The sequence below is a fragment of the Streptomyces sp. ID05-39B genome (genome assembly GCF_033794725.1).
In the GTDB taxonomy this organism is placed as follows: domain Bacteria; phylum Actinomycetota; class Actinomycetes; order Streptomycetales; family Streptomycetaceae; genus Streptomyces; species Streptomyces bobili.
The window spans coordinates 25,343-42,118 of sequence record NZ_JARGEF010000018.1 but is presented as its reverse complement, the minus strand read 5'-3'; the positions used below and the strand labels follow the sequence as shown (position 1 = coordinate 42,118).

Genomic DNA, 16,776 nt, shown 5'->3' with positions numbered 1-16,776 from the left:
GTGTCACCTCGCAAGGCACTGAGTGCCAGAACTTCCCCTCAGATGAAATCTTTACGTAACAAATGAGCGATGATCGATCGAACGGCCTCGGAAATCCGCGCGAAAAGGGGCTCTGACATGCCAAAACGGCCACCCCGTGGGGTGGCCGTCGTCACAGGCGTCCTGTGCTGGTGAAGGGTCCTGAGAGGCGGTTCAGCGCTCCTTGAGGGCCTGCTCGATGGTCCGCATGACCTCGTGCAGGGGGGCGTCGGTGCGGGCGACCGTCACCAGGACTTCACCGCGCGCGGAGACGGACGCGGGAGCCTGACGGGCCGGGGCCATGCTGCGTCCGGCGCCGATGCCGTTCCCGAACGTCTTCTGCACGATTGCGAAGGCGTGGTCGAGCTGGGCCTCCACATCGCCCTGGCCGCCGGCCCGCAGCCAGCGCCGCAGCACGTGGTTGTGGGCGGTGACCACGGCGGAGGCGGCGACCTCGGCCAACAGCGGATCGTCGTTGGCGTCGTCGTCGTGGGCGTGCTCGTCGAAGTGGCCCAGCAGATAGCGGGTGAAGAGCCGCTCGTAACGGGCCACCGACGCGATCTCCGCCTCACGCAGGGTGGGCACCTCGCGGGTGAGCTTGTAGCGGGCGACCGAGATCTCCGGCCGCGCCGCGTACATCTTCATGACTTCCTTGATGCCGCGGCACACCGTGTCGAGCGGATGCTCGTGCGCGGGAGCCGCGTTCAGCACCGCCTCCGCCCGGATCAGGGTGTCGTCGTGATCGGGGAAGATCGCCTCTTCCTTGGAACGGAAGTGGCGGAAGAAGGTCCGGCGGGCGACCCCGGCCGCGGCCGCGATCTCGTCGACGGTGGTGGCCTCGTACCCCTTGGTCGCGAACAGCTCCATCGCCGCGGCCGCCAGCTCGCGGCGCATCTTGAGGCGCTGGGCCGCCGCACGGGAGCCCGCGGCACTCTCCGGCGCGTCGGGCGTGGCGGGTGTACGTGAGGACTTGGCGGGCTGGGGCATGCCCTGAACGTACTGCATGTGCGCAGCTCGGTGCGCCTGTCCGGTCCCCTCCCCGCCCCAGGCGGGCGGGGAGGGGACCGTCGTGCCGAGCAGCCCGCCCCAGTCCTCGACGGCCCCCGGCCGGTCGCCGGCGCCGTCAGCGGCGGGCATGTTCGCGGAAGCCCCGGCCCGTCTTGCGGCCGAGGCAGCCCGCGGCCACCAAGTGCTCCAGGAGCGGCGCCGGGGCCAGCCCGGGGTCGCGGAACTCGCGGTGCAGCACCTTCTCGATCGCCAGCGAGACGTCCAGCCCGACGACGTCCAGCAGCTCGAAGGGGCCCATCGGATAGCCGCCGCCCAGCTTCATCGCCGCGTCGATGTCGTCGAGGGAGGCGTAGTGCTCCTGCACCATCTTGATCGCGTTGTTGAGGTACGGGAACAGCAGGGCGTTCACGATGAAGCCCGCGCGGTCGCCGCAGTCCACGGCGTGCTTCCTGATCCTGCCGCAGACCTCGTGGACGCTCGCGTGGACGTCGTCGGCCGTCAGCACCGTGCGGACGACCTCGACCAGCTTCATCGCGGGCGCCGGGTTGAAGAAGTGCATGCCGATCACGTCCTGCGGACGCGAGGTGGCGCGGGCCAGCGCGACGACCGGCAGCGAGGAGGTCGTCGTCGCCAGCACCGCACCCGGCCTGCACACCTTGTCCAGCGCCGCGAACAGCTGCCGCTTCACGTCCAGGTCCTCGGCGACCGCCTCGACGGCCAGATCGACGTCCGCGAAGGCGTCGTAGGAGCCGGCCGGGGTGATCCGCTCCAGGGTCTGGGCGGCGGCCTCGGCGGTGAGCCGGCCCTTGTCGACGGAACGCGCGAGGGACTTGCCGATCCGCGCCTTGGCGGTCTGCGCCTTTTCCTCGCTGCGGGCGGCCAGGACGACGTCGTAGCCCGCCTTGGCGAACACCTCGGCGATGCCGGAGGCCATCGTGCCCGAGCCGGCCACGCCGACACTGCGCACGGTACGGCCGGGGGTCCCGGACGCGCCGGCCGCGGGCGTCAGGGCGTCCGGCACGACCGTCGAGCCGCCGGGGGCGTCGTAGGTGTAGAAGCCGCGGCCCGACTTGCGGCCGGTCAGGCCCGCCTCGCCGAGCTGCTTGAGGATCGGCGCGGGGGCGTGCAGCCGGTCGTGGGACTCGGCGTACATGGCCTCCAGGACCGTGCGGGCGGTGTCGATGCCGATCAGGTCGAGCAGCGCGAGCGGGCCCATCGGCAGGCCGCAGCCCAGCCGCATCGCGGCGTCGATGTCCTCACGGGAGGCGTACTTCGCCTCGTACATCGCGGCGGCCTGGTTGAGGTAGCCGAACAGCAGCCCGTCCGCGACGAAACCGGGGCGGTCGCCGACCGCGACCGGCTCCTTGCCCAGTTCGAGGGCGAGGTCGGTGACCGCGGCGACGGCGGCCGGGGCGGTCAGCACCGAGGAGACGACCTCGACCAGCTTCATCGCGGGCGCCGGGTTGAAGAAGTGCAGGCCCAGCACGCGCTCGGGGCGCGCCGAGTCGGCGGCGAGCCGGGTCACGGACAGCGCGTTGGTGCCGGTCGCCAGGATCGCCTCGGGCCGCACGATCCCGTCCAGCTCCCGGAAGATCTGCTGCTTGATCTCGTACGACTCCGGCGCCACCTCGATGACCAGGTCGGCGTCGGCCGCCGCCGCGAGGCCGGTGCAGGTGCGGACCCGGGCGAGGGCGTCGGCGCGCTCCTGCTCGGTGAGCCGGCCGCGCTCCACGGCGCGGGCGGTGGAGGCCTCCAGGGCGGCGAGCGAGCGCGCGGCCTGGGCCTCGCTGATGTCGATGCCGATCACCTCGCGGCCGGCCGTGGCCAGGACCTCGGTGATGCCGGTGCCCATGGTGCCGAGACCGACCACGGCGATCGTCCGCAGGGCTGAGGAAGGGGCGGGGGACAGGGGAGCGGCCATCGCGGACTCCAGGAATGAGGGTGACGACTGGAAGCGGCCCCGGGTGCGCCCGGCGGCCCCGAAGGGCGGCCAGGACGCACCGGGGGTGCGTGAAGAGGAGTGCTCGGTGCGGGTGTTGCCGGGCTGCGAGCGCACACGCCCGGGGCCGTCGCAGCGGACGTGCACACGTCCGGGGAACGGTGGAGAACCGACCGGCCCTGTCCCGTGGCCGGGTCGTACAAGCGGTACCTGAGGTACCGAACCGACTCCGCCGTGGCGGCTGCGTCACCAGGCCGTCACGAACGGGGGTGCGAGTGGGTAACTCGCTCGTATGAGCTTAACCGGTGGGTAACGAGCGCGCCAGCCCCCGGGTTTGTGATGTAGCTCCCGACGCCGTCACCACCGCTCTAGGCTCCCCTTCATGGACGACGAGTTGCGAACGCTCACGGAGCGCTTACGGCAGGAGTCGGGAGGAACCGCCCGCTTCGAGGAACTGGCGGCCACCGGGGACCGGGACGCGCTCGCCGAGGTGCTCACCGCCGCCGGGCAGCCCCTGTGGGCCAGGGAACTGGCCGCGTTCCGCCTCGGGCTGGCGGGGGACCGGCGTGCCTTCGAGGCACTCGTGCTGTTCCTCAACCACCGCGACCCGGACCGCTGCGCCGGTGCCGCCCACGCCCTGGCCCGCCTCGACGACCCCCGGACAGCGCGGGCGGCGGCCACCCTCGCCACCAACGAACTGCGCGTCGCCTACGCCCTGCACCCCGTGCGGCTCCTGGTGGAACTGCGCGCGCCCGAGGCGGTACCCGCGCTGATCACGACCCTGCGGCGGCGGCTGCGCCCGCACGACCCCTACCGGCGGGTCGCCCTCGCCTGCGTGGACGGCCTCGGCAGCCTCGGCGACGGCCGCGCCCGGCCCGTGCTGACCGACGCACTCGCCCACCCGGTCCTCGCGGAGGCGGCGGTGCGGGCGCTGGCGCGCATTCCCCGCCAGCGATGAGCCGCCGGGCCGGCCGCGGTGGGTCAGTCGGTGAGCCGCCGGGCCGTCGCGGTGGGGTCAGGCGGTGAGCCGCCGGGTGTACCGCACCTCCGGCACCTTCACTCCGTCCACCTCGAAAGGTTCCTGCGCGCCGTCCGCGTGGAAGCCCGCGCGCTCGTAGAAACGACGGGCCGCCGTGTTGCCCTCGACCACCCACAGGTGCATGCGAGGGCGGCCGGCCGCCGTGCTCCGCCGGACCGACTCGGCGAGCAGGGCCTGGCCGATGCCGGCGCCGAGACGGGCCGGGTCGACGTAGATGGCGTACAACTCGGCGTCATCGGTGCGCACTTCGCCTTCGCGGTAGGCGCCGTGGGCCGCCCAGCCCACCACCTCGCCACCGCTGTCCGCGACCAGGTTCACCACGCTGCCGTCGCCGCGCGCGAACCACCCCCGGCGGCGCTCGGCGTCCTCGGACACGCTCAGCGCGTCGAGGTACGACTGCGGCATCAGGCCCCGGTAGGCGCTCTGCCAGCCGCGGATGCGGATCTCCGACACACGGCCGCAGTCGGCGAGGGTCATCTCGCGTATGCCGAGCACCGTCATGCGCCGATCACCGCGAACGCCTCGATCTCCATCAGGAACTCCGGCCGGACCAGCGCGGCGACCTGCACGGCCGAGGCGGCCGGCAGCCGGTCGTCGGGTATGTGCGCGGCGCGGGCCACGCGGATCGCCGGCATGTGCGCCATGTCCGTGACGAAATAGGTGAGTTTGACGACGTCGTCGAAGGTCGCTCCGGCGGCGGCCAGGCAGCGCCGCAGATTTTCGAAGACCTGGGCGGCCTGGGCCCCCGGATCGCCCGCGCCGACCAGACGGCGGTTCTCGTCCAGGGGGAGCTGACCGGAGACGGCCACGAAACGGCCCGTGCCCAGCACCACATGCGTGTACTGAGCGGCGGCGGCGACGCCGTCGGGGGCGGGAATCCTGGTCAGTTCGCTCATGCGTCCATGGTGGACCATGGGTCCGACAACGCCCCCGACGGGTCGCGGCCGCGCCGAGCGGCCCCGGTGCGTCAGCCGCGGAAGCCGAGCAGCCCGTGCAGCGTCGAACCGTGCGCCGTGCCCGTGGCGACCTTCGCGGTCAGCGGCTTCGGGTCGGGCAGCGCCTCGCACACCGCGTCCACCGCTCCGGTCCCGCGCGGCACCGTGCCGTCGGCCAGGTAGGCCGCCAGATGCCTGTCCAGGCAGGCGTTTCCGCTCAGTGTGATGCCGTGGTTGCCGCCGCCCTCCTCGACGACGAGGCGGGACCCGCCGAGCAGGGCGTGCATCATCGCCCCGCCCTGGTAGGGGGTGGCCGCGTCGTCCGTCGCCTGGAACAGCAGGACCGGCGGAAGCTGCCCGTTGGCGACGTTGACCGGACCACGCGAGCGGGTCGGCCAGAACGCGCACGGCGCGTTGTACCAGGCGTTGTTCCAGGTCATGAACGGCGCCTTCCGGTACGCCGACCAGTTGTCGGAGCGCCACTCGTGCCAGTCGCGCGGCCAGTAGGCGTCACGGCACTGCACCGCCGTGTAGACGCTGTAGCCGTTGCCCCCGGCGGCATCGACCGCGCCGAAGTTCTCGTACGTCTCGACCAGGGGCCCGGCGTCGTGGTCGTTGGCGTACGCGGCGAACGCCTTGGCCAGATACGGCCAGTAACCGTTGTAGTAACCGCCCGGCATGAACGTGTCCTCCAGTTCGGAGGGGCCCACCCTGCCGCCCGCCGGCTTCTTCGCCAGCGTGGCCCGCATCGCGTACCAGCGCGCCTCGACACGGGCCGGGTCGGTACCCAGCCGGTAGGTGGCGTCGTGCTTGGCGATCCAGGCCATCAGGGCGCGGTGGCGGTCGTTGAACGCCTGGTCCTGCGTGAGGTTGTTGTCGTACCAGACACCGGTGGGGTCGACGATCGAGTCGAGGACGAGGCGCCGCACCCGCTCCGGGTACAGCTTGGCGTAGACCGCGCCGAGGTAGGTGCCGTACGAGTAACCGAAGTAGTTCAGTTTCTGCGCGCCGACGGCCCGGCGGATCAGGTCCAGGTCCCGGACCGCGCTGAGGGTGTCGATGTACGGCAGCACGCTCGCGTACTTCTTGCCGCAGTTCTCGGCGAAGGACCTGACCCGGTCGAGGTTGGCGCGCTCGGCCTCGCCGGTGGAGGGGACGGAGTCCGGGCGCACCGGGGCGAAGTGGTCCGGCCGGCAGTTCAGGGCCGGCGTGCTGCGGCCCACCCCGCGCGGGTCGAAGCCGATGACGTCGTACTGCGCGGCGACCTTCTTCGGCAGCGACGAGGCGACGAAGGGAGCGAGGGTCAGTCCGCTGCCCCCGGGGCCGCCGGGGTTGACCAGCAGCGGCCCCTGGTAGGTCTTCGCGGTGTGCGGGACGCGGGACAGCGCGAGCGTGATCTGCCTCCCGCCCGGGTTCGCGTGGTCGAGCGGCACCTTCAGGGACGCGCACTGCAGGGTCGGGTGGTCGGTGGTGGCGCACTTCTTCCAGGCCGGCCTGGCGGCCGGCAGGGCCTCGGCGGCGGGCGACGGGCTCGCGCCGGCGGGCACGGCGGTCAGCGCCCCGGCGACGACGACGGCGGCGGCACCGCACAGCACGGCTGCGCGCTTCCTCATGGGGTCCTCCCAGGACGGAGGTCGACGGACCGCGTGGATCACGGTCCTCGGCGCATCGTCCCGGAATCGGAGCCCGGAAGAACCTGTTCTGGTGATACTTGACCCGATTGGGCCGCCGGTTGCCCTCGAACGCGCTCAGAGCAGCGTGAGTTGGGTCGGTCCGGCCTCGGCGGGCTCCGTCGTCGTCTCGGTCCGCCGGATCCGGCGGGGCATCTCCGCGCGCGTGGGGCCGATGCCGTACTCCTCGGCGAGGTCGTGGACCTGACGGGTGATCCGGCGCTGGTACCACTTGGGCGCGTAGGCGCCGTCCGCGTACAGCCGCTCGTAGCGGCGCACCAGATGCGGGTGGTGCGCTCCCAGCCAGGCCATGAACCACTCGCGGGCGCCCGGCCGCAGATGCAGCGCCAGCGGAGTGACGGAGGTGGCCCCGGACGCGGCGATCGCCCGTACGGTGGCCCGCAGTTGGGCCGGCTGGTCGCCGAGGAAGGGGATCACCGGCGCCATCAGCACACCGCAGCCGATGCCGTGCTCGGTGAGGGTCCGTACGACGTCCAGGCGCCGCTGCGGGGCCGGGGTGCCCGGCTCGACGGTGCGCCACAGCTCGGTGTCGGTGAAGCCGACCGACACCGAGACGCCGACGTCGGTCACCTCGGCGGACTGCTTCAGCAGGTCGAGGTCGCGCAGGATCAGGGTGCCCTTGGTCAGGATCGAGAAGGGGTTCGCCCGGTCGCGCAGGGCGGTCAGGATGCCCGGCATCAGCCGGTAGCGGCCCTCCGCGCGCTGGTAGCAGTCGACGTTGGTGCCCATCGCGACGTGCTCGCCGTGCCAGCGGGGCGAGGCGAGCTGGCGGCGCAGCAGCTCCGGGGCGTTCACCTTCACGACGATCTGGGTGTCGAAGCCGATGCCGGTGTCGAGGTCGAGATAGCCGTGCGTCTTGCGGGCGAAGCAGTACACGCACGCGTGCGTGCAGCCACGGTAGGGGTTCACCGTCCATTCGAACGGCATCCGGGAAGCGCCCGGCACCCGGTTGAGGATCGTGCGGGCGCGGATCTCGTGGAAGGTGATGCCGGCGAATTCAGGGGTGTCGACGGTCCGGACCGTGACCGCGTCCGCGCCGAACAGCGCGGGGTCGGCCGGCCGGTCGTGACGGGGTTCCGCGGTGGGTTCCGCGGTGAGGTTCTCCCAGCGCATGGCGCCTCCTCGGTAGCACTGGCCCCACAATAGAACACTTGTTCCCATGATCGTGCGAGGACCCTTTCCGACCGGCCCGCGACCGCTTCGGCAACCCCGATTTGGGCGGCCGGGGACCGGGGTGGTTGGCTTGCCCCGATCCGAGGAACCACCGAGCAACAAGGACCTGGAGGAACCCCATGGCGCAGGTCGAGGCCACCACCGAGCGGGTCGTCGCGGCGGCCCCGGACACGGTGTTCGACGCGATCGCCGACTACAGCGGCACGCGCGCGAAGCTGCTGCCGGAGCAGTTCAGCGAGTACGAGGTGCGCGAGGGCGGCGACGGCGAGGGCACCCTCGTCCACTGGAAGCTCCAGGCCACCAGCAAGCGCGTCCGTGACTGCCTCCTGGAGGTCACCGAGCCCACCGACGGCGAGCTGGTCGAGAAGGACCGCAACTCCTCGATGGTCACCGTCTGGCGGGTCACCCCGGCCGGGGAGGGGAAGTCGCGCGTCGTCGTGACCACGACCTGGACCGGCGCGGGCGGCATCGGCGGATTCTTCGAGAGGACCTTCGCCCCCAAGGGTCTCGGCCGGATCTACGACGCGATCCTCACCAAGCTCGCCACCGAGGTCGAGAAGTAGCTCAGGTCAGCACGTTGCCCCAGGTCGGCAAGCACCTGGGGTCGACACGTGGTCAGGGTCCGGAGATGGCTCACGAGCGGTCAAGAGCCCGACGGCTCCTGACCGTTGCTCCACCTCACCGGTTCGAGTGGTTCTCGTCGACGTCGCCGGACAGCAGATCGGGGCGCGGCGCCAGCAGCGAGGACGGGCGGTACGCGCCGGCCACCCCCGGCTCCGGCTCCTACGTCCTGATCGCCGCCACCGGCGGGCACCAGCCGCAGGCCGTCTCCGTGACCGTCGGCGAGCGCCCCGTCGAGCCGGACGTCGTCCCCGGTGGCGCCGGACGCCTCGCCGGGGCCGCCCGCACCGCCGACGGCACACCCGTGCGGGACGCGGCCGTCACCCTCACCAACGTCCACGGCGAGGTCGTCGCCGGCACCCGCAGCGGACGCGAGGGCGGGTATGTCATCAGCGAGCCGGTGGCCGGCGAGTACACCCTCGCCGCCAGCGCCCCCGCCTTCCGCCCGGCCGCCCGGCCGCCCTGCCGCCCTGCCGGTCTGCCGGTCTGCCGGTCTGCGTGCAGGCCTTGCGGGAGACCCGGCAGGACGTCGAACTCGCCGGCGGCGCCGTCCTGTGCGGCACGGTCCGGGCCGCCGGCGCACTGCCCGTCGAGGACGCGCGCGTGACGCTGCTGGACGCCGCGGGCAACGGGGTGGACACCCTCACCACGGGCCCGGACGGCACCTTCCGCTTCATCGACCTCTCCTGCGGTGAGTACACCGTCATCGCCGCGGGTCACCCGCCGGTCGCCACCGTGCTGCGCATGGCCGGCGGCGGGCGCCCGGAACGTGATCTGCCACTGGGTCACGGGGACTGAGTCCGACCGTCCGGGGAAACACCGGGGAGGGCCGTTACCCAGCACTTCCCCGGTGAAACCAATTCCAGAATTGCCGCACATCCGAAGTGGCGGGCGCCGTACGGTGGTGGCTGCGGGGCAGATCTTGTGCAGCTCTGGGGAGAGAGGGTCTGGGCCATGGACCGTGGCACCGAGCGGGACACGCCTCCCAGCCGCGGAGCCGGGAGCGGTGCCGCGACCGAAGCCGCGGACACCGGACGCATCCCCCTCGCGGTGGTCGTCGTCGACCGGGCCGGCCTCGTCTCCCACTGGAGCAGCGGCGCCCGTCGGCTGTTCGGCGTCAGCAAGGACGAGGCGATCGGCCGGTACGCCATCGACCTGCTCCCCGTCTCCGGCGCCCTCCCCGACATCGACGACGGCCCGCCGCACGAGGAGTACGCGCCCTACGACGGCCTCGGACCCGGACTCGGGACCTCCCTCGACGGCGGCCTGGGCTACCCATCGGCCGGGCGGGCCCGGCTGACCGTGCCCAGCGGGACGGAGGTCCCCCCGGCCGACGTCTGCGGGAGGAACCGCGTCGACGTGCTGTGGTGGGCGTACCCCCTCGTGGGACCCGGCAGCGAGCGGCTGCTCGTGCTGGCCGCCGACGCGCAGGCCCTGCACCGGCCCGACACCGAGGACGGGAGGATCGTCGAGCGCGTCGCGCCCGGATTCGCCCTGCACACCGACTTCCCCGGCGCCGAGAACCTGGCCCGCAGGCTCCCTGAGATCCTGCCCAGCATGAGCGTCGGTGACAGCGCCCGCATCGTCTCGCAGGTACTCGAACTCGGCTACCCCGTGCTGGAGTTCAGCCAGAACGACCGGGTTCCCGTCACCCCCGACTGGGGTGTCGCCCGGCGCGCCCGGCGCAGCGCCCGCCGCGAGCGGGCGGCCCGCGCCGCCGCCTCCGGCCGGCCCCTGCCCAAGGAGCCCGACGACGAGGGCGAGGACCTCGAGTACGCCGCCGTCCGCGAGCGCCTGGAGTTCCTCAACGAGGTCAGCGGGAGGATCGGTACCTCCCTCGACCTGGCCCGCACCATCGGCGAGGTCAGCAGGGCCGTCGTGCCGCGCTTCACCGACGTCGCCGGCACCTATCTGCGAGAACAGGTCGTCGCCGGCGAGGGGTTCCCCGACGGCGTGCCGGACACCAGGACCATGTGGCACCGGGTCGCCCTGGAGCACACCGACGAACCCGGCCGCTGGGACGACGTGGTGCCCGTCGGCGAGGCCATGCCCTTTCCGGCACACACGCCGTTCTTCCAGTGCATGACCAGCGGCGAACCCGTCCTCGTGCCGCGCATCAGCGAGCAGTTGGGGCATGCCATCGCCTCACAGTTCGACAAGCGCGACATCCGGCCCCTGATCACCGGCCGTTCGATGCTCGTCGTCCCGCTGAAGGCACGCCACGTCGTCCTCGGCTTCATGATCCTGCTGCGCCACCCCGAGCGCGTCGAGTTCAACGACATGGACCGGGTCACCGGCGCCGAACTCGCCGCCCGCGCGGGCCTGGTGCTCGACAACGCGCGCATGTACACCCACCAGGAGAACGTCGCGGAGACCCTCCAGGACAGCATGCTGCCGCACATACCGCCGCGGATGGCGGGCTGTGACATCGCCACCCGCTATCTGCCCGGCACCCTGCTGGGGCGTATCGGCGGCGACTGGTTCGACTCCGTGAAACTGCCCGGCGCCCGCACCGCGCTCGTCGTCGGCGACGTCATGGGCCACGGCCTCAACTCGGCGGCCATGATGGGCCAGTTGCGAACCGCCGTGCAGACGATGGCGGCCCTCGACCTGCCGCCCGCGCGACTCCTGCGCAACCTCGACGACCTGGCCCAGCGCCTCGGTGAGACCTACCTCGCCACCTGCCTGTACGCCGTCTACGACCCGATCGCGGGCGAGCTGCACCTCGCCAACGCGGGCCACATCCCGCCCGTGCTGGTGCGCGCCGGCGACGGGCGCAGCGAACTCCTCGACCTGCCCACCGGCGCGCCCATCGGCGTCGGAGGAGTGCCCTTCGAGGCGGTACGCGTGCGCGTGGCGCCCGGCGACCGGCTCGTGATGTGCACCGACGGCCTCGTCGAGATGCGCGGCGAGGACATCGGCGTGGGCCTCGCGACGCTGTGCGAGTCGGCCGCCCACCCGGCCGCCTCCATGGACGACGCCTGCGACACCATCATCCGTGCCCTCAACACGCGAGGGGGCCGCAAGGACGACGTGGCCCTGCTGCTGGCCCGGCTGGCCGGCATCGAGCCCGACGACGTCGCCGAGTGGACCTTCCCCCTCGACCCCGCCCAGGCCGGCCGGGCCCGCGCCGTGGTCCGCGAACAGCTCCACGACTGGGGGCTCGCCCAGCTGGTCGGCCCGGCCGAGCTGATGGTCAGCGAGGTGGTCACCAACGCCGTACGGCATTCGCACGGCCGGCCGGTGACGATGCGGCTGGTGCGTGGGGACACGCTGCTGTGCGAGGTGGACGACGACGACCACGAGCTGCCGACCCTGCTGAGTGCCGGACCCGACGACGAGGCCGGGCGCGGACTGCGCGTGGTGAGCACGCTGGCGCGGGAGTGGGGCGCCAGCCGCACCGCCGCCGGCAAGTCCGTCTGGTTCGAACTGACTCTCCCCAGACGCTGACCAGCGCCTTTCGCGGTCGTGGGGGGCGCACAACGGCGTACGCCCGTCGAACGAGGCGTGAAGGAATGTGTACGGCGCTTGTCCGCGCCACCGGGGAGCGATACACCGTACTGGCCCGTCACTTACGGCGGATCGGCGCCACACCTGGGGAGTTGGGCATGAGCGTGACGAGTCGGTACCGGGCGGCCTGGGAGGGCTTCTGGCGTGAGGCCCCCCGGGAGACGGGGGCGGTGTTCTGGGACGCGGACCCGGCGGTGACCGCCGCCCGCCACCTCGCCTTCTTCGAGCCGCGGCTGCTCGACCCCGTGCTGCCACTGGTGGACCTCGGCTGCGGAAACGGCACGCAGACCCGTTTCCTCGCCGACCGCTTCCCGCGCGTCATCGGCGCCGACCTGGCCGTCGCGGCGCTCGACCACGCCCGCCGCGCCGACCCCGCGGGGCAGGCGGCGTACCGGCTGCTGGACGCGGCCGAGCGGGACGAGGCGGAGCTGCTGCACGCCGAACTCGGTGACGCCAACGTCTATATGCGGGGCGTCCTGCACAGTTGCGAGCCCGGCGACCGGCAGGCGCTGGCCGACGGCACCGCCGCGCTGCTGGGGGAGCGCGGCCGGGCCTTCCTGGTCGAGCTTTCGGAGGCCGCCCGGCCCGTCCTGGGCGGCCTGGCGCAGAGCCCCGACGGCCCGCCGCCGAAGCTCGCGCCGGTCTTCCGGCACGGCATCGCACCCGGCGAGGTCGCCGACGCGGCGGTGCCGGTGTATCTGGCGGCGGCCGGCCTCACCGTTCTCGCCTCCGGTGAACTCCCGCTGGTCACCACCGAGTTCGCCTCCGACGGCACCCGGATCGAGCTGCCGTCGAAGTGGGTCCTGGCGGGCCGGGAGATGTGACCACGAATCAGGCGACAGCAGCACCGTCGGCCCGTCACCCTCACGCGGCGCCGTGTGAGGGTCTCCCGCCGCTCGTCGGGGGCGGTGTGACGCGCGCCACAGGGTGCGGACCGAGTGCAGGCGGGGTCGTCTCTCGTACCCGGGGGCGAGGCGGAGGCCCCTGATGCGAGGATGAGGCGCCATGACAGCAGGGCGGTGTTCCCGCACGGTACGGGCCGCGGTGTTCGCCGCCGTCTGCGTGCTGCTCGCCGCCCTCGGCCACGTCCTGATGTCCGGCGACCGGGTGCCCTGGTGGGCGCTGGGCGCGGGCGCCGCCGCGACGGGCGCCGCGGGCTGGGGCCTGGCCGGCCGTGAGCGCGGACTGCCGCTGATCGTGACCGTCGTCGTCGCGGCACAGACTGCCCTGCACACGGCGTTCTCGCTCGCCCACCCGGCGGCCCGGGCCGCGGGACCGGCCGGCACCCATGCCCATGCCGACATGGACATGGGCATGGGTGCGGCCCACGGGCACGTGCCGCACGCCCCGGACCTCATGGGTTACACCGGTGCCGTCGCGGAGGGGGGCGGGCCGTCGTCGTACGGCATGCCGGCCGCTCATCTGCTGGCCGCGCTGCTGTGCGGGCTGTGGCTGGCGCACGGCGAGCGGGCCGCCTTCCGCGTCCTGCGGGCCTTCGCCGGACGGCTGGCGGCCCCGCTGCGGATGCTGTTCGCCGTCGTCCCGGCCGCCCCGGAGCGGCCACGCGCACGAGTGCGGCGCCGCGGCACGGACCGGGCGCCGCGGCTGCTGCTCCTCGTCCACGCGATCACCTCCCGGGGTCCGCCCGCGGGGACCGCTGTCGCCTGACGACAGCCGGTGCCCCGAGGCAGCCCCTGCGCGCCTCGGGCCACGGCCGTACGCCGGCGCGGGCGTCCCCGGGACGCCCGGCGCCGCCGTGCGGCCGTCTCCCCGTGCACCGGACCGGCCGCGCCCTCGCGCGCCGCCGGCCCGGAATCCGACCTCGCGAAGGACACCAGGTCATGGACTCCTCCCTGCCCTCCTCCCTGCCCGCTCCCCGCCGTCCCGCGGCCGGGAGACCGGCGGCGGCCGACGCCTCGACGACCGCGCTGGCGCTGGCCGCGCGCGCGGGCGACGCGGAAGCCGTCGACCGGTTCGTGCGCGCCCTGCACCGTGACGTCCTGCGCTACGTCGCCCACCTGGGCGCCGACCCGCAGACGGTGGACGACCTCGCGCAGGACACGTTCCTGCGGGCCCTCGGCAGCCTGCACCGGTTCGAGGGCCGCTCCTCGGCGCGGACCTGGCTGCTGGCGATCGCCCGGCGCGCGGTGATGGACAGCCACCGCCACGCCGCGACCCGGCCGCGCCCGGCGTACGTACCGGACTGGCGGCCGGCCGTCGAACGCGCCCAGCCGCGCGGACTGCCCGGCTTCGACGACGGAGTCGTCCTGATGGACCTGCTCGCCGCGCTGCCCGCGGACCGGCGCCGGGCGTTCGTCCTGACCCAGCTCCTCGGTCTGTCCTACGAGGAGGCGGCTCGCCGTGCCGGCTGTCCCGTCGGCACGGTGCGCTCCCGCGTGGCTCGCGCCCGCGCCACCCTGACGGGCCTGCTGGCCGAGGCCGAACGGCGGGCGGCGGCCCCGGCGGCGGCCTGAGCGGGGCGGACGGGCGCGGTGCGGCGTGCCAGCTTGGGGCGCTCCCGCGGGCGTGGTGAGGGGGCCCGTTAAGCTCAGGGGGTTTTCCCGGAGAGGACGGTCGTGGGTATGAAAATCCTGATCAGCGCGGACATGGAGGGCGCCACCGGTGTCACCTGGCCGGCCGACGTGCTGCCGGGGACGCCGCAGTGGGAGCGCTGCCGGGAGTTCTTCACCTCCGACGTCAACGCCGCCGTTCTCGGGTTCTTCGACGGCGGAGCCGACGAGGTGCTGATCAACGAGGCGCACTGGACGATGCGCAACCTGCTCCTGGAGCGGCTCGACGAGCGGGCGCAGATGCTGACCGGCCGGCACAAGTCGCTGTCCATGGTGGAGGGCGTCCAGCACGGCGACGTCGACGGCATCGCGTTCGTCGGCTATCACGCGGGCGCCGGCGCGGAGGGTGTCCTCGCCCACACCTACCTCGCCAACTCCATCACCGGGGTCTGGCTGAACGGCGAACGGGCCAGCGAGGGGCTGCTCAACGCGCGGGTCGTCGCGGAGTACGGGGTGCCCGTCGTCCTGGTCACCGGTGACGACGTGGCCTGCGAGGACGCCCTCGGGTACGCGCCCGAGGCGATGAAGGTCGCCGTCAAGGACCATGTGTCGCGGTACGCGGCGGTCTGCCGGACCCCGGCCAGGACCGCCGCCGACATCCGGGCCGCCGCCGAGGAGGCAGCGCTGCTGGCGGTCCGTCAGGAACCGGTGGCCGGGGGGCCGTTCACCGTGGCCCTGGAGTTCGACGCCGAGCATCTGGCGATGGCCGCGACGGTGGTGCCCGGCGTGGCGCGGACCGGGGAGCGCAGGGTCGCCTACACCAGCGGCACCATGTACGAGGGCATTCGCACGTTCAAGGCGGTCACGACACTCGTCTCGGCCGCGGTGGAGGAACAGTATGGCTGACGGGCAGGCGCGGGACGAGGTCGTGCGGTTCACCTCCGACCTCATCCGGATCGACACGACCAACCGGGGCGGCGGGGACTGCCGGGAGCGGCCCGCCGCCGAGTACGCGGCGCGCCAGCTCGCCGGGGCGGGCCTGGAACCGACGCTGCTGGAACGCACCCCGGGCCGCACCAACGTGGTCGCCCGCATCGAGGGCACCGACCCGTCCGCGGACGCCCTGCTCGTCCACGGTCACCTGGACGTGGTGCCCGCCGAGGCCGCCGACTGGAGTGTGCACCCCTTCTCGGGCGAGGTGCGCGACGGCGTCGTATGGGGGCGCGGCGCGGTCGACATGAAGAACATGGACGCGATGATCCTCGCCGTGGCCCGGTCCTGGGCCCGCGAGGGCGTCCGGCCCCGGCGTGATCTCGTCATCGCCTTCACGGCCGACGAGGAGGCCAGCGCCGAGGACGGTTCCGGTTTCCTCGCCGACCGCCATCCCCACCTCTTCGAGGGCTGCACCGAGGGCATCAGCGAGTCGGGCGCCTTCACCTTCCACGACGGCGCCGGGCGCGAGATCTACCCGATCGCCGCCGGGGAACGCGGCACCGGCTGGCTGAAACTGACCGCGCGCGGCCGGGCCGGGCACGGCTCCAAGGTGAACCGGGAGAACGCGGTGACCCGGCTGGCCGCCGCGATCACCCGCATCGGCGAGCACGAGTGGCCGCTGCGGCTCACTCCGACGGTGACGGCCGCGCTCACCGAACTCGCCGCCCTGTACGGCATCGAGGCCACCCTGGACGATGTGGACGCCCTGCTGGAGAAGCTCGGCCCGGCGGCCAAGCTGGTCGAGGCGACCGTCCGCAACAGCGCCAACCCGACCATGCTGGACGCCGGTTACAAGATCAACGTGATTCCGGGGGAGGCCGTGGCGTATGTCGACGGCCGGTATCTCGCGGGCTGCGAGGACGAGTTCCGCGCCACCCTCGACGCGTTGACCGGCCCGGACGTGAGCTGGGGGTTCGAGCACCGCGAGGTCGCGCTGCAGGCGCCGGTGGACTCGCCGACGTTCGCCAGAATGCGTGCGGCCGTCGAGGAGTTCGCACCGGAGGGGGCCGTGGTGCCCTACTGCATGTCCGGCGGCACGGACGCCAAGCAGTTCTCGCGGCTCGGGATCACCGGCTACGGCTTCGCGCCGCTGAAGCTGCCCGAGGGCCTCGACTACCAGGCCCTCTTCCACGGGGTCGACGAACGGGTCCCGGTCGAGGCGCTGCACTTCGGCGTCGACGTGCTCGACCGCTTCCTGCGCACGGCCTAGGGTCTTTCGGTTGGATCCGGCCGGATCAGGGAGCGGGGTGGGTGCTGGGGGTACCTCCCACGCCTTTCGGGCAGTGGGGGAGCATCGCAAGGCGGAGGAGGGAGTCAGGGCGGAACCCTGGCGAGTGAC

14 protein-coding genes and 1 pseudogene are annotated in these 16,776 nt (G+C 73.1%); 9 read left to right on the top strand and 6 right to left on the bottom strand.

All coding sequences use genetic code 11. The annotated features are described in order from the left end of the window. Positions 1 to 192 precede the first annotated feature (192 nt). Both P1P75_RS07155 and P1P75_RS07150 read right to left on the bottom strand, forming a co-directional pair. Positions 193 to 1,023 carry a TetR family transcriptional regulator gene (locus tag P1P75_RS07155; protein ID WP_319252681.1) on the bottom strand — a complete coding sequence of 277 codons (831 nt, stop codon included), beginning with the start codon at positions 1,021 to 1,023 and terminating at the stop codon, positions 193 to 195. A 118-nt stretch (positions 1,024 to 1,141) separates the two neighbouring features. After that, on the bottom strand, positions 1,142 to 2,947 hold the full coding sequence (locus P1P75_RS07150) for a 3-hydroxybutyryl-CoA dehydrogenase (RefSeq protein WP_319252646.1): 1,806 nt from the start codon (positions 2,945 to 2,947) through the stop codon (positions 1,142 to 1,144). A 400-nt stretch (positions 2,948 to 3,347) separates the two neighbouring features. On the opposite strand from P1P75_RS07150, the gene P1P75_RS07145 reads away from it, so the two are divergent. Then, positions 3,348 to 3,923, top strand: coding sequence for an adenylosuccinate lyase (locus P1P75_RS07145; RefSeq protein WP_319252644.1), 576 nt, complete (start codon positions 3,348 to 3,350; stop codon positions 3,921 to 3,923). A 57-nt stretch (positions 3,924 to 3,980) separates the two neighbouring features. On the opposite strand, the gene P1P75_RS07140 is transcribed toward P1P75_RS07145, so the two are convergent. The 4 genes from P1P75_RS07140 to P1P75_RS07125 form a co-directional block, all read right to left on the bottom strand. Beyond that, positions 3,981 to 4,505: a GNAT family N-acetyltransferase gene (locus P1P75_RS07140; protein WP_319252642.1), complete on the bottom strand. Its 525-nt coding sequence runs from the start codon at positions 4,503 to 4,505 to the stop codon at positions 3,981 to 3,983. After that, positions 4,502 to 4,900: a RidA family protein gene (locus tag P1P75_RS07135; protein ID WP_319252640.1), complete on the bottom strand. Its 399-nt coding sequence runs from the start codon at positions 4,898 to 4,900 to the stop codon at positions 4,502 to 4,504. Before P1P75_RS07135 ends, P1P75_RS07140 begins: the two co-directional genes overlap by 4 nt. A gap of 71 nt (positions 4,901 to 4,971) precedes the next feature. Further along, positions 4,972 to 6,552 carry an alpha/beta hydrolase gene (locus tag P1P75_RS07130; protein ID WP_319252638.1) on the bottom strand — a complete coding sequence of 527 codons (1,581 nt, stop codon included), beginning with the start codon at positions 6,550 to 6,552 and terminating at the stop codon, positions 4,972 to 4,974. 135 nt (positions 6,553 to 6,687) lie between these two features. Then, positions 6,688 to 7,743 (bottom strand): Rv2578c family radical SAM protein, encoded by a 1,056-nt coding sequence (locus P1P75_RS07125; RefSeq protein WP_319252636.1) that lies wholly within the window; start codon positions 7,741 to 7,743, stop codon positions 6,688 to 6,690. A 179-nt stretch (positions 7,744 to 7,922) separates the two neighbouring features. On the opposite strand from P1P75_RS07125, the gene P1P75_RS07120 reads away from it, so the two are divergent. The 8 genes and pseudogenes from P1P75_RS07120 (at position 7,923) to P1P75_RS07085 (ending at position 16,647) form a co-directional block, all read left to right on the top strand. Further along, positions 7,923 to 8,366, top strand: a complete 444-nt coding sequence (locus P1P75_RS07120; RefSeq protein ID WP_319252634.1) for an SRPBCC family protein — start codon at positions 7,923 to 7,925, stop codon at positions 8,364 to 8,366. 127 nt (positions 8,367 to 8,493) lie between these two features. Continuing rightward, positions 8,494 to 9,222, top strand: a pseudogene (locus P1P75_RS07115) (collagen binding domain-containing protein); the annotation flags it as partial. Positions 9,223 to 9,378: 156 nt separating this feature from the next. Beyond that, positions 9,379 to 11,874: a SpoIIE family protein phosphatase gene (locus P1P75_RS07110; protein WP_319252632.1), complete on the top strand. Its 2,496-nt coding sequence runs from the start codon at positions 9,379 to 9,381 to the stop codon at positions 11,872 to 11,874. Positions 11,875 to 12,032: 158 nt separating this feature from the next. Further along, the gene (locus P1P75_RS07105) at positions 12,033 to 12,758 is read left to right on the top strand and encodes a class I SAM-dependent methyltransferase (RefSeq protein WP_319252630.1); all 726 of its coding nucleotides are present in this window, start codon (positions 12,033 to 12,035) and stop codon (positions 12,756 to 12,758) included. A 181-nt stretch (positions 12,759 to 12,939) separates the two neighbouring features. Then, positions 12,940 to 13,602, top strand: coding sequence for a hypothetical protein (locus P1P75_RS07100; protein WP_319252628.1), 663 nt, complete (start codon positions 12,940 to 12,942; stop codon positions 13,600 to 13,602). A gap of 173 nt (positions 13,603 to 13,775) precedes the next feature. Beyond that, positions 13,776 to 14,408 (top strand): sigma-70 family RNA polymerase sigma factor, encoded by a 633-nt coding sequence (locus P1P75_RS07095; protein WP_319252626.1) that lies wholly within the window; start codon positions 13,776 to 13,778, stop codon positions 14,406 to 14,408. A 108-nt stretch (positions 14,409 to 14,516) separates the two neighbouring features. After that, positions 14,517 to 15,350, top strand: a complete 834-nt coding sequence (locus P1P75_RS07090; RefSeq protein WP_319252624.1) for a M55 family metallopeptidase — start codon at positions 14,517 to 14,519, stop codon at positions 15,348 to 15,350. After that, positions 15,343 to 16,647 (top strand): M20/M25/M40 family metallo-hydrolase, encoded by a 1,305-nt coding sequence (locus P1P75_RS07085; RefSeq protein WP_319252622.1) that lies wholly within the window; start codon positions 15,343 to 15,345, stop codon positions 16,645 to 16,647. Before P1P75_RS07090 ends, P1P75_RS07085 begins: the two co-directional genes overlap by 8 nt. Positions 16,648 to 16,776: the final 129 nt, after the last annotated feature.